Source organism: Planococcus sp. 11815 (assembly GCF_051096385.1).
Taxonomy (GTDB): domain Bacteria; phylum Bacillota; class Bacilli; order Bacillales_A; family Planococcaceae; genus Planococcus; species Planococcus citreus.
Map to the genome: position 1 here is coordinate 2,621,698 of NZ_CP096991.1, position 12,906 is coordinate 2,634,603.

General features: G+C 48.7%; 13 protein-coding genes. 3 read left to right on the plus strand and 10 right to left on the minus strand.

The window, feature by feature from the left end:
* Nucleotides 1-149: 149 nt before the first annotated feature.
* Nucleotides 150-1,682 (plus strand): hypothetical protein, encoded by a 1,533-nt coding sequence (locus tag M1Q06_RS13185; RefSeq protein ID WP_434399934.1) that lies wholly within the window; start codon nt 150-152, stop codon nt 1,680-1,682.
* Entirely contained in the window at nt 1,679-4,402 is a 2,724-nt protein-coding gene (locus M1Q06_RS13190; protein WP_434399936.1) for a DEAD/DEAH box helicase, read from the plus strand. The genes M1Q06_RS13185 and M1Q06_RS13190 overlap by 4 nt, the downstream gene beginning before the upstream one ends.
* 53 nt (nt 4,403-4,455) lie before the next feature.
* On the opposite strand, the gene M1Q06_RS13195 is transcribed toward M1Q06_RS13190, so the two are convergent.
* Together M1Q06_RS13195 and M1Q06_RS13200 are read right to left on the minus strand one after the other, a co-directional pair.
* Nucleotides 4,456-4,599, minus strand: coding sequence for a hypothetical protein (locus M1Q06_RS13195; protein WP_167358041.1), 144 nt, complete (start codon nt 4,597-4,599; stop codon nt 4,456-4,458).
* 20 nt (nt 4,600-4,619) lie between these two features.
* Entirely contained in the window at nt 4,620-5,030 is a 411-nt protein-coding gene (locus M1Q06_RS13200; RefSeq protein ID WP_121298322.1) for a single-stranded DNA-binding protein, read from the minus strand.
* Nucleotides 5,031-5,361: 331 nt separating this feature from the next.
* Between M1Q06_RS13200 and M1Q06_RS13205 the strand changes: the two genes are divergently transcribed.
* Nucleotides 5,362-5,802, plus strand: coding sequence for a YwpF family protein (locus tag M1Q06_RS13205; protein WP_434399939.1), 441 nt, complete (start codon nt 5,362-5,364; stop codon nt 5,800-5,802).
* Between the two features lie 54 nt (nt 5,803-5,856).
* Here M1Q06_RS13205 and fabZ read toward each other — a convergent pair whose 3' ends face one another.
* The 8 genes from fabZ to atpG form a co-directional block, all read right to left on the minus strand.
* The gene (fabZ, locus tag M1Q06_RS13210) at nt 5,857-6,294 is read right to left on the minus strand and encodes a 3-hydroxyacyl-ACP dehydratase FabZ (RefSeq protein ID WP_101191249.1); all 438 of its coding nucleotides are present in this window, start codon (nt 6,292-6,294) and stop codon (nt 5,857-5,859) included.
* Between the two features lie 55 nt (nt 6,295-6,349).
* Nucleotides 6,350-6,613 carry a DNA-directed RNA polymerase subunit beta gene (locus tag M1Q06_RS13215; protein ID WP_434399941.1) on the minus strand — a complete coding sequence of 88 codons (264 nt, stop codon included), beginning with the start codon at nt 6,611-6,613 and terminating at the stop codon, nt 6,350-6,352.
* Nucleotides 6,614-6,716: 103 nt separating this feature from the next.
* On the minus strand, nt 6,717-7,712 hold the full coding sequence (mreB, locus tag M1Q06_RS13220; RefSeq protein ID WP_434399943.1) for a rod shape-determining protein MreB: 996 nt from the start codon (nt 7,710-7,712) through the stop codon (nt 6,717-6,719).
* 214 nt (nt 7,713-7,926) lie between these two features.
* Nucleotides 7,927-9,225 carry a UDP-N-acetylglucosamine 1-carboxyvinyltransferase gene (gene murA, locus M1Q06_RS13225; protein ID WP_121298330.1) on the minus strand — a complete coding sequence of 433 codons (1,299 nt, stop codon included), beginning with the start codon at nt 9,223-9,225 and terminating at the stop codon, nt 7,927-7,929.
* Between the two features lie 373 nt (nt 9,226-9,598).
* Nucleotides 9,599-9,832, minus strand: coding sequence for a DUF1146 family protein (locus M1Q06_RS13230; protein WP_434399945.1), 234 nt, complete (start codon nt 9,830-9,832; stop codon nt 9,599-9,601).
* A gap of 167 nt (nt 9,833-9,999) precedes the next feature.
* A complete protein-coding gene (locus M1Q06_RS13235) occupies nt 10,000-10,404 on the minus strand; it encodes a F0F1 ATP synthase subunit epsilon (protein WP_058382971.1) in 405 nt (134 codons plus the stop codon).
* Nucleotides 10,405-10,428: 24 nt separating this feature from the next.
* Nucleotides 10,429-11,844, minus strand: coding sequence for a F0F1 ATP synthase subunit beta (gene atpD / locus M1Q06_RS13240; RefSeq protein ID WP_058382970.1), 1,416 nt, complete (start codon nt 11,842-11,844; stop codon nt 10,429-10,431).
* 204 nt (nt 11,845-12,048) lie between these two features.
* A complete protein-coding gene (gene atpG / locus M1Q06_RS13245; protein ID WP_101191257.1) occupies nt 12,049-12,906 on the minus strand; it encodes an ATP synthase F1 subunit gamma in 858 nt (285 codons plus the stop codon).

Below are 12,906 nucleotides of genomic sequence, written 5' to 3' on the forward strand. Positions count from 1 at the left end.
CTTACATGAATCATACCATAAATTGGTCGAAACGAATAGAAATAAGTATGAATAAACGATGGCATTCCCGCTTCTTTCTCCTTCTTCGTTTACTGTATTGCCACAAATGCGTATAATAGAAGGAAATGTTTTTATTTGGGGCGATGCAGATGGCTACGGTTCTATCCTTAGCAAAACAATACGAAGATACGATCCACAATTATATGGCTGCTATCGACAAGTCGCTTCATCCTACGCGTGCGCTGGATGAGGAAATGGTTCGAAAAGCAGTCTTTTTAGTGCGCCATGACGGCGTGCAGATACATTCTTTCAATGAAGAACGCCTGCTGCTCGAAGCGAGCGTGAAAGATGCCCACTCGGTAAAAGTGGTGCTCAATTTCGGAAAACTCGCTGCCGTATGCGCTTGCCCGCAGGAAACAAACTGCCGTCACCGATTGGCGGTCATTTTTTCGCTTTACCAAAAAATCGACTCGCTTTCCGAATGGGTCGCGAAATGGCGTGATAAGGAGAATGAGAAATTGTCGACACTGACGAACAAACGCTCACCCGATCAATGGGAAGCATTAATCCGCAGCACGTGGCGCGAACCGATCAATGATTACGTCACGCGCAATTATTTCTATTTTGAGCAATTATACGAAGGACGCTTGAAAAACGCCCTGTCCTTCATGCCACTCGAGCGTGAATGGAAAACTTTATATAAAACCTATGCCCACCTGATTTCATTGACAGAAGTATGGGAGACGTTCAGCGCCGGGACGAAAGAAGTGCATCATTCCTTCTTCAAAACCTGGTTTGCGGACGAATTGCATGCACTGCGTGATATGCTTGGCCAATTGCGCGGCTTGCACCGCACGTTCGAATCGGATGCTTTTTTCACCCATTTGCGTGAATTGGTCCGCGAATTTGCGGAAACGAACGACGATTCGTTTTCGGAACGCTTTGAAATCTACCAGCTGTTCTGGACCGAATTATTCATCAGCAGGCGCGAACGGCTGAGCGGGCTCGAGGAATTCCGACGCCCAGATGAACGAGTCAAAGCCTTTTTCGCTTTGCTGCTCGGAAACGAAGTCTCTCCTGGCAACATTACGCCGGGCGCTGCAGCGGACTGGATCAAACTTGCCGTGCTCGCTGAAGAAGAAGGCCATCAACAAGGGCTTTCTGCGATCTTGATGGCCATCAAGCCGCATGTCCGGACATTCCTGTTTGACGGATTGTTTACACAGTACCGCCACCACTATGTCCGCGTTTTGAGCCGCCTGTATTCATTGATCGACTTGACCGAAGACGATTGGGAAGATTTGTTTACACAATTCGGCCACTACGGCTTGCCTGCCTATTCAGCCTATCTTGTCGAAAAAGGCATGTACAAGCAATGGGCAGAACTTCACCAGTTGCATAATTCCCCTCTGTATTTTGCAGAGGAATGCGGATTGAAGGAAGTGCATAACTCCGCTCCCGATTTCGCGCTGCCACTATACCACCGCTATGCGCTGCAACATCTCGATGAACGCAGCCGGACAAGCTATAAACAAGCCGTCCGCGTATGGAAGAAAATGAAAGCCGCGTGCAAGAAAAGCGGACAGATGCCGTTTTGGAACGCTTATATGAATGAAATCCAACATCGTTATAAACGCTTGCGCGCACTCCAGGAAGAGATCGAGAAAGGAAAGCTGTTATGAATCAATTCCAAACCGAAGGAAGCCGTACGTATTATTTAAAAATAGAACAGTCGGATGTGTTCCGGCTTCAGGCTTATAACGACAGCGGCAACCGGATCCCTCCGGAAATCTGGTCGCCATTCCTGTTTTTCGCCGACAAGGACAGCTTTTTCGGCATGAACGTTCAAACAGATGGCTTAGACCTGTTATTGACGCCAGCCGATTTTGTCCGGTTGTTCCAACAGGATCCCCATCATTATGTCCAGTTTTCAGGGCGCCGCCTGCAAGACGAATCTTGGCTGAAACTTGCGCGCCGCGTCGCCGACTCCTTGAACGATTCCGCCTTATGGCAGCATGTTCAAGTCGAAGATGGCGTCATTTCCATTGATTCGGCATATGGCGATGCGGAAATCCGCTCGTTCTTGACCGATACCATCGGACACCAGCTGCGCCAAAAAGGGCTCACTTCTGCCCAATTGCCGTACCTTTTGCATTTCGTCGAACATGCCGGCTGGGACGGGCTGGAACCTGCGGATGATTATGTGCTCGCGATGCAATTGACCGAACCGGACGATAGCGGCTTATGGGCATTCCGGACAGCGCTGCGCACTAAACGCGGGAGCGCTTATTGGACGCCTTCGAAACGCCGTGAAAATGAAGTGATCGAAAAAGTGTTGCCTGAAAAATGGCGTGCCCATGCGCGTGACATCCAGGAGCGCCAAAGCTTGATCCTCAGCTTATGCCCTTCTGTCGACCGCTACGAAGCGGACCAAATGTATATCGCCCGCTGGACCGATGCGGAAGTGTTGAACTTCCTCCGCAACGACGCCGACTTATTGCAGGCATTCGGCGTGGAAGTATCGATCCCTTCCTGGTTGCAAGCTGTTCAGGAATCGAAAGTGCGCGTCAAAGCGAACGTCACTTCCCCGGCGAAAAAAGCATCGGTCGTTGGCCTGGACCAAATCATCAGCTTCGACTGGAAATTCTCACTCAACGGCGTTGATTTGAGCATGCAGGATTTCGAGCAGCTAGTGACGGAAAACCGCGAATTCATCCGTGTCGGCAACGAATGGGTGCGCGTCGACTCGAATCTGTTGATGCAGCTGCGCCAGATGATCGAAGAAGCGGAAGACGCCGATTGGACATTGAAAGACATGCTGTTCCATAATGTGCCGGACGTCATGCTCGAAGAACCGGGCGAGGAAGACGATCCGCTCGTCGAGTTCCATTTGAATAAATCCCTGAAAATCCTGCTCGACAAATTGCTCGATAAGCGCGACTTGCCGGAAACGCCATTGCCGGAGAACTTGAAGACAGAATTGCGCCCTTACCAGAAGACCGGCTTCGATTATTTAACCTTCATGCGCGAAGAAGGCTTCGGTTTATGCCTAGCAGATGATATGGGTCTCGGCAAGACGGTGCAGTTAATCGCCTACTTGCTTCACGTGCACAGCGAAAAGCCGAAACAGCCATCGCTCATCATTTGCCCGACTTCGGTCCTCGGCAACTGGCAAAAGGAATTGGAGCGTTTTGCGCCTGATTTGAAAGTAGCCACGCATTACGGCAGCAACCGCCCGAAAGGCCAGGCCTTCTTGGACTCGCTTGCGGCTGACCAGCCGGACGTCGTGCTGTCGACTTACGGCATCGCCTCGTCCGACAGTGTCGAAATCCAATCGATCACGTGGACGAGCATCACGCTCGATGAAGCACAAAACATCAAGAACATGTACACGAAACAATCGCGGACGATCCGCAAGTTCAAAGGACAGCATCACATCGCCCTCACTGGAACGCCGATCGAGAACCGCCTATCTGAACTATGGTCGATATTCGATTTCATCAATAAAGGCTACCTGTACCGCATCAAGCAGTTCCAGGAAGCCTTTATGGTGCCGATTGAACGGGATGATTCCGAACAGGCCAAGGAAAAGCTGCGGCAGCGCATTCAGCCATTCTTGCTTCGCCGGACGAAAAAAGACCCCGAACTGCAACTCAACTTACCGGAAAAGCTGGAGCAGTTGGAATATTGCCCACTCACGCCGGAGCAAGCCGCGCTGTATGAGGGGCTTGTGCAAGATACGGTGCAGAAGATGGGGACGCTCACAGGCTTCGAGAAAAAAGGCCTCGTCCTGAAAATGCTCAGCAAGCTGAAACAGCTGTGCAATCACCCGTCCCTTTATCTAAAAGAGCCGTATACGACCGCAGACGAATTATTGCCTCGCTCCCAAAAACTTGAGCGTATCGTGACACTTGCGGGGGAAATCGCGGAACGCGGGGAGCAATGCTTAATCTTTACGCAGTACATCGGAATGGGCCATCTGCTGCAGCAAGCGCTGAATGAATTATACGGGCATGAAGTGCCGTTTTTGACTGGCAATATGCCGAAAAATCAGCGTGATTCACTGGTCGCTGCATTCCAGAATGGTGAATTCCCGATATTTATCCTATCCTTGAAAGCGGGTGGCACCGGACTCAACTTGACGGCTGCTACGCATGTGTTGCATGCGGACCGTTGGTGGAACCCGGCTGTGGAAAACCAGGCGACCGACCGGGCGTACCGCATCGGCCAGACGCAGTTTGTCCACGTCCATAAATTTGTGACGATCGGTACGATTGAAGAGAAAATCGATTCACTGCTTACGCAGAAGCAATCGATGTCGGACCAGTTTATCCAATCCAGCCAATGGATGACGGATCTGTCCGATGATGAACTGAAAGAATTGTTCACGTATAGCTTCTAAAAAATCCGGCCAGGACCCCACCTGGACGGATTTTTTCTTTTGGACAGCAATCATCAGTTTTTCTCGCCTGTGGCGAAGACCCGTTTCAGTTCTGACAGCTCCCGCTCCGCTTCAATCATGCGCTGATGAAGCGAAGCAGTCAGTTTGATCAATTGCTCCATATGGACTTCCAATTGGAGCTGAAGTTCTTTCGGCATTCCACTTGCCTCCTTATGCGTCAACTGTTCACCTGCTCAGTTTCGGGCGGCTGGAAATCGAACTCTGCACTAGAATCCGGTTCCGTCCGCTTGGGGATGAGATCGTCTGAGGGCTTTCGTTTATCGAGGAAACGTACTTGGTCGCCTATCACTTCCGTTACATAGACGCGGGAGCCATCTTCCTTATCGTAATGGCGTGATTGGATTCTTCCCGTAATGGCGACTTGAGAGCCTTTCATGCAATACTTGGCGACGTTCTGGGCTGTCCGGCCCCAGGTGGAGCAAAGGACATAATCGCTTTCGATTTCACCACGCTGGTTTCTGAAGTTGCGGGAAATGGCTACGACGAAGGTAGTATGTACACGCCCTTCCCCCAGCACCCGCATCGACGGATCTTTCGTTAATCGACCTACAATGCCTACTTGATTCATTGATTTCACCTCCTGCCGGACAGGCCGATTCAACTGCTGGTATATTCGCCTGCTTGCTGTCCTGCCGGTAATGAAAGCATACTAATACCACCATTTCCTTGGCAATGTGGGAAATCGCGGATTTGAAAGGATTTCGGACATCATTTGCGGAATTCCGGAAAGAGCAAAAAGTTTTTCCAACCATTTCGTTCTGTGAACTATAGTGCTTCTTGCACAGTCAGCCGGAATGCAAAATCGCCATTTTGTTGCAATGCATTTTTTCCATAGACATTCGCCGGGCATTTCCCCGCTATGCTATACTGAAAACAAAGCTTTATCTGGAGGGAATTGCATGAAAACATTCAAAATGCTGTCGCTCGCCGTTGTAGACGGAGAACAACTGGTAGATTACCCGCTCCATGACGGCCTGATCATCAACCAGGAAAATTCCCAGCGTTCATGGGTTCTTGAACTGCTGGTCGACGAAAAGCATGAAGCTATTTTTCTCGATATGAAACAAAGCGGCAAAGTGCATGACGTCAAAGTCGTCATTTCCTATCCTGGAAACGAACCGGCCACGTTTGAAGTGATCATCCATGCCGTCAAACCAATCGGCGGACATGTCTCTGTGCTGATGAAAGGGACCTTGAAACGGGCGCGCCGCAAATACGCCGAGACGTTATTGTCGGAGCTATTGGAAGACGGGCTCGAAGGAGAGGAACTGCTCGAGCGTTTTGAAACGGATATGCGGGAACGACCGGTATTGCGCAAAGACGAAACCAAATCCACATAATAAAACTGCCTCCCGCGGCCGAATTGGCTGCGGGAGGCAGTTTTGTTTTCCAGCTTATTTTTCCTGGACTGGCCCAAGCGCGAACAAAATATCGCATTCACAAGCGATTTCGCCGTCTACTGTCGCAATGGCATGGCCTTTGCCCATAGAACCGCGCAGGCGCGTCAACTCCACTTCCAGGCGCAATTGGTCACCAGGCGTGACTTGGCGCTTGAAACGGCAATTATCGATGCCTGTAAAGAAGGCTAGGCGGCCTTTGTTTTCTTCCATCTGAAGAACGGCAGCTGCTCCGACCTGTGCCAGCGCTTCAACGATCAAGACGCCTGGCATGACAGGGTATCCCGGAAAATGGCCGTTAAAGAAATCTTCATTAGCGGTGACGTTTTTCAGCCCGACCGCTTTTTTCCCCGCTTCGATTTCAACGATCCGATCGACCATCAAAAAAGGATAGCGGTGAGGCAAAATTGCCTGTACTTGTTCTGTCGTCAACATATGTTCCATTCCCTTCTTCACGTCCTGTTCATCTCAAGATTTTGTCGCTGCGTAATCAAGTTACGCCGTGCATGATGTCGAAAATGTGCTGCCACGTTTCCCATTTCAGTGCATCTCCCGCATTGCCGTCTCCAATGACGCCATAGCCGATCATAGCGCCCAGTGCTGCCATAACGACGAGAAGCGCAATGACCAGGAGGATGCGCAGCCAGATCGGAAACATGCGGATTTGCACCCAACGTGTTTTCTTTTTCGGCTTGTCGGTTTGCGTATTCGGTTTATCTGGCTGAGTCGAGCCAGCTTTTCGTGATTGTGCCATTGCTATGTCAACCTTTCTTCTTTAAATGCCCAATGCCCTACAAGTTTCTTCACTATCTGCCATTATACTAAAAAGCCTGGGCTGTGGAACAAAAATTTGAATTTTATCTCCTTGAACGGAAAATATCCTGTTTTGCTTCAAGCATTTTCCCGGTTCCAAGAACGACGCATTCTTTTGGATGTTCCGCAATGGCGATCGGGATGCCAAGACGCTCTGCCAGCAACCGGTCCAATCCGCCAAGCAAAGCACCTCCGCCAGTCAACACGCCGCCACGGTCGATGATATCCGCTGCCAGTTCAGGTGGTGTTTGTTCAAGCACCGTTCGCACACCTTCTGCCACTAACTCGACCGATTCATGCAAGGCTTCCGTAATCTCCTGGGCTTTCAATGTAATGGTCCGTGGATAGCCTGTCAGCATATCCCGTCCGCGAATGTCCATCGTGGCTTCCTGGTCGCCGCTGAGCGTCCCGAATTCCACTTTCAGTTTTTCAGCTGTCCGTTCCCCAATCAGCAATTTGTATTTTCTCTTTATGTAATGGAGTATATCCAAGTCGAAATGATCGCCTGCTACTTTCAAAGTTGTACTTTTAACGATTTCACCCATCGACAAAACCGCAATATCGGAAGTTCCCCCGCCAATATCGATAACGAGGCTCGCATCCGACTGATAAATATCAAGTCCTGCACCGATCGCCGCAACTTTCGGCTCCACTTCGACATAGACTTTTCGCGCGCCGGCTTTTTCAGCCACTTCGCGAATCGCTTTCTGTTCGATGCTCGTGATATTTGCTGGGCAGCAGATGAGGATGCGCGGCTTCATCATAAACCCTTTCAGTTTCAATACTTGGATAAAATGCTTGAGCATCAATTCTGTAATATCGAAATCATGGATGACGCCATCTTTCAATGGGCGGATCACCGCAATATGCTGGGGTGTGCGCCCCATCATCTTCTGCGCTTCCGTGCCGACCGCGATCAGTTCATTGGATTTTTTATCGACTGCTACTACGGACGGCTCGTTTAAAATGATGCCTTTGCCTTTTACATAGATCAGCACATTAGCTGTTCCGAGATCAATGCCTATATCTTTCGAAAACATTACGCCGTCCCCTTCCTGTATTCTGCGATGTTGATTGAGCTTGATTTTCCAAGCTTACATTTCCATTAGAATTGTCTAGTTAAAATCTTATCATAATCCTGCAACGACTGACAAAATTCTCCGAAAATACTTTCAGCTCGTTTTTCTACGAAAAAAGCCTGCCGCTCAATTGTGCGGCAGGCTCTTGATCATATGAAGTATGAGTCCTGATGAATTAAACCATTTGCTCTTCTTTTACTTCGCTTGTTTCAGTCGATACGCGTTCAATATCTGCTCCTAGAGCTTCCAGCTTCAAGTGGAAATCAACATATCCGCGGTCTAGATGATAAAGCTCGTGTACACGTGTAATGCCTTCAGCAGCAAGTCCAGCCAAGATCAATGCAGCAGCTGCACGAAGATCTGTTGCTGATACTTGAGCGCCTTGCAATTTAGAAGGGCCTTCCATGATCACTGAACGTCCTTCGATCTTAACGGATGCATTCATGCGGCGGAATTCTTCAACGTGCATGAAGCGGTTTTCAAAAACCGTTTCAGTCAGGATGCCGTTGCCTTGTGCAGTCAACATCAATGACATCATTTGCGATTGCATGTCTGTCGGGAATCCTGGGTGCGGCATCGTCTTGATGTCGATCGAACGAAGCGGACGTGTCGCACGGACGCGCAAACCTTCATCCGTTTCTTGGATATCGACTCCCATTTCGCCCATTTTCGAGATCAAGGCAGCCATATGTTCCGGAACGGCGTTTTCAATGATAACATCGCCTTCTGTGATGGCAGCTGCCACCATGAATGTCCCTGCTTCTACACGGTCAGGAATGATCGAGTGATGCGATCCGTGAAGTGTCTCGACGCCTTCGATACGCATAGTATCCGTACCGGCACCTTTGACGTTTCCGCCCATTTCGTTGATATAGTTCGCAAGGTCGACAATTTCCGGTTCTTTCGCTGCGTTTTCGATGATCGTTACCCCATCTGCAAGCGCTGCGGCTGACATGATGTTCTCTGTCGCACCCACACTTGGGAAGTCGAGGTAGATTTTAGCACCGCGTAAACGGCCATCCGTTTTTGCTTCAACGAAGCCGTTTCCGAAAGTGATGTTCGCTCCCATTGCTTCAAAGCCTTTTAGGTGCTGATCGATCGGACGAGATCCGATGGCGCAGCCGCCTGGCAAAGCGACACGGGCAAATCCGTTGCGTGCAAGTACAGGTCCCATGACCAGAATCGATGCACGCATTTTGCGGACATATTCGAACTGTGCTTCACTCGATAGTTGTGAAGATGCATCGATGTGCATCTCGTTTTTCTCCGGGAAATACTCGACTTCTACATTCAGGCTTCTCAATACTTCCTGAATAGTGTAGACGTCTGCAAGATTCGGTACTTCCGTAATGAAGCTTTTTCCTTCACTTGCAAGAAGCGCGCCTGCCAATACTGGCAGTACTGCGTTCTTCGCTCCTTCTACCCGTACTTTCCCTGTTAATTTCTTTCCGCCTTTAACGATGATATGATCCAAAGCATAGCCCTCCATGTGTTTAATAGTCCCTAATTTATACAGCTCTCACGTATATTTTCTCATTTAATAATCTCTGTAGTTTATGGTAGTAAAAAATGAAAACCTTATCTATAATACCTTGTTTTTTGATAAGAAACAAGCATTACAAGGATTTCTTATCAAAAACTCAATATACCCCATGTTGTTCGCATGCATAGGTATTTTTATGTCCGTAGCGAAAAAAGAAATATTACAAATTGATTACAGTTAATTGTTTCCCCACTTCAATAGAAATAAACCCTTAGACACTGAATATTTCCCGGGAAATAGTAAAACATTGCCGATTTGCCATAGGAACGGCCTGCATCCGCATTACCATGGCAAATCGGCCATGCTAAAACAGGTACGGCAATTGCCTAGACCATGCCGAAATTTGTAAAAAGAAGTTAGAAACAGAGGTCCCGATGACAATGCTCAAAAATATGTATAAGATCTGGGCCTGCAATACATGGTGTTTAGCTATCCATTTATCGAACATCACAGCCCGCAATGCATAAAATGAAACGCCGGTGAAAAAGATATGGCTGATGATTGAAATCAATGCCTGCTGTCCGATGTACAATTCCACTCTACACTCTCCTTTCGTCTCATATCTTATTTGTTGAAACCCCTGCTGTTAGTATAGCTGAAATTATTTCATGTGGCATAAAACTTCATGAGTTTTTCGTGAAATCTTGTCCATAATCCAATAAAAAAGACGGACGGAAGCAAATCGCTTCCATCCGTCCCATTTTATTAAATGTTACCCTCATAAACGTTGATACGATTCATCGCACGTTTTAACGCCAATTCCGCGCGTTTGTAGTCGATCTCATCTTTTCTTGCCTGAAGAAGTGCTTCAGCACGTTTTGCAGATTCCTGCGCACGTGCCAAGTCGATCTCAGTCGCAGTTTCTGCTGATTGAGCAAGAATCGTCACTTTTTCAGGGCGGATTTCAAGGAACCCACCGCTTACAGCGACCAATTCCGTCGAGTTTTCTTTCTTTAATCGGACTGCGCCGATTCCAAGAGGAGCTACTGTCGGAATGTGACCAGGCAAAACGCCCATCTCACCGGTTGCTGTAACTGCAATCACCATAGAAACTTCTGAATCGTATACTGGGCCGTCGGGAGTGACAATATTGACTGTAATGGTCTTCATTTTTTTCCCTCCTGGTCCCTGATTTTAGACTTGTACGCCCATGCCTTTGGCTTTTTCGATAACTTCTTCGATGCGGCCGACTAGGCGGAAAGCATCTTCCGGAAGATGATCGTATTTGCCTGCAAGGATTTCCTGGAAGCCTTTGATCGTTTCCTGAACTGGAACATACGAGCCTTTTTGGCCAGTGAACTGTTCAGCAACGTGGAAGTTTTGAGACAAGAAGTTTTGGACACGGCGTGCACGGTTAACCGTCAGCTTGTCCTCATCGCTCAATTCATCCATACCAAGGATCGCAATGATATCCTGAAGCTCTCTGTAACGCTGCAAAGTTTCTTGAACCTGACGTGAAACACCGTAGTGTTCTGCGCCGACGATTTCAGGAGACAATGCGCGGGAAGTAGAAGCAAGTGGATCCACCGCTGGGTAGATACCCATCTCAGAAAGTTTACGCTCAAGGTTAGTTGTTGCATCAAGGTGGGCAAACGTTGTTGCCGGAGCCGGATCCGTATAGTCATCGGCTGGAACATAGATTGCCTGGATCGATGTTACAGAACCAGCGCTAGTTGTTGTGATACGCTCTTGCAATTGACCCATTTCAGTCGCAAGTGTCGGCTGGTAACCAACCGCTGATGGCATACGGCCAAGAAGGGCGGATACTTCAGAACCTGCTTGCGTGAAGCGGAAAATGTTATCGATGAACAAAAGAACGTCTGCGCCTTGCTCATCACGGAAATATTCAGCCATAGTCAAACCTGTCAAAGCAACACGCATACGTGCGCCAGGCGGCTCGTTCATCTGGCCGAAGACCATTGAAGTTTTCTTGATAACGCCGGATTCGCTCATCTCGTGGAACAAGTCGTTTCCTTCGCGCGTACGCTCGCCAACACCAGCGAATACAGAAAGACCGCCGTGTTCTTGTGCGATGTTGTTGATCAATTCCTGGATCAAAACAGTTTTACCTACACCGGCACCACCGAAGAGGCCGATTTTACCACCTTTGATGTAAGGGGCAAGCAAGTCAACAACTTTGATACCAGTTTCAAGAATTTCAACTTCAGTGGAAAGATGCTCAAACGTAGGAGCTGAACGGTGAATCGGGTCGCGGCGTTCTGATGCCGGGATTTCCTCACCCAAGTCGATTACTTCACCAAGTACGTTGAATACTCGGCCAAGTGTAACATCTCCGACAGGAACAGAAATTGCTCTGCCCAAATCGGTTACTGCTGAACCGCGCTGCAATCCGTCAGTGGATTCCATTGCGATGGTACGAACTGTGTCGTCGCCAAGGTGCAAAGCTACTTCAAGAGTCAAAGTAGTTTGAGCTTGATTGGGACGATCAATATTAACGGTTAGGGCGTTGTAGATCGCTGGAAGTTGGCCATTGGAAAACTTAACGTCTACAACCGGACCCATAACCTGAAGAACGTGTCCTGTGTTCATGCTGTTCCCTCCTGTCTTACTTTTATTGAACCTATTTAAAGCTCGAGCGGCTTTATCGGCCGCTTTCGCTTTCGCTTTTCTTTGTGTCTAGTCTCCGACGGCCAGGCCCTCGAGGTCACAAGCCATTTTGCTTGTGCGGCAAAGAACGCCGCTTCAGCAAACTGTCTTGTGCTTGTCGGGCCTAAACGGCCGTCTTCGCTTTTCTTACTCTAACGCTGCAGCTCCGCCGACGATCTCTGTGATTTCCTGAGTGATCGCAGCTTGGCGTGCACGGTTGTAGACAAGCGTCAGATCGCCGATCAATTCTGATGCGTTGTCGGTTGCGCTCTTCATTGCTGTCATGGAAGCAGCATGCTCACTTGCTTTGCCGTCCAGCAAGGCTCCAAAAATCAAGCTTTCCGCGTATTGTGGAAGAAGAACTTCCAGAATCACTTCCGCTGATGGGTCGAACTCGTAAGAAGCAGTCGATCCTGTTGGCTGAATGTCAGTCAACGGCAGCACTTTCTTTTCGGTAACCTCCTGGGAGATGGCAGAAACATAATGGTTATAGTACATATAAACTTCGTCATACGTACCATCTGCGAACATACCAACAGCTTTGCGCGTTATTTCCTTGATATCCGCAAACGCTGGGTGGTCCGGAAGCCCGATTGAACTTTCGATGATGTTATAGCCTTTCTTCGCAAAGAAGTCACGGCCTTTCCGCCCGACGCTGAGGATAACAAATTCGTCGCTTGACGTGTGGCGCTCATTGATTTTAGCCATGACAGTACGCAAGATGTTACTGTTATAGCCGCCAACAAGGCCACGGTCAGAGGTAATGACCAAATATGCCGTTTTCTTAACAGGGCGTGCCATCATCATAGGATTCGACACGTCGCTGGAACCGGCTGCGATCGAAGCGACCACATCCTGGATCTTTTCCATATATGGAACGAAAGCTTTCGCGCTCATTTCTGCTTTGTTCAATTTAGAAGCGGAAACCATCTGCATCGCTTTCGTGATTTGGCTTGTTTTCTTGGTTGACGTAATTCGTGTTTTTATATCGCGTAAAGATGCCAC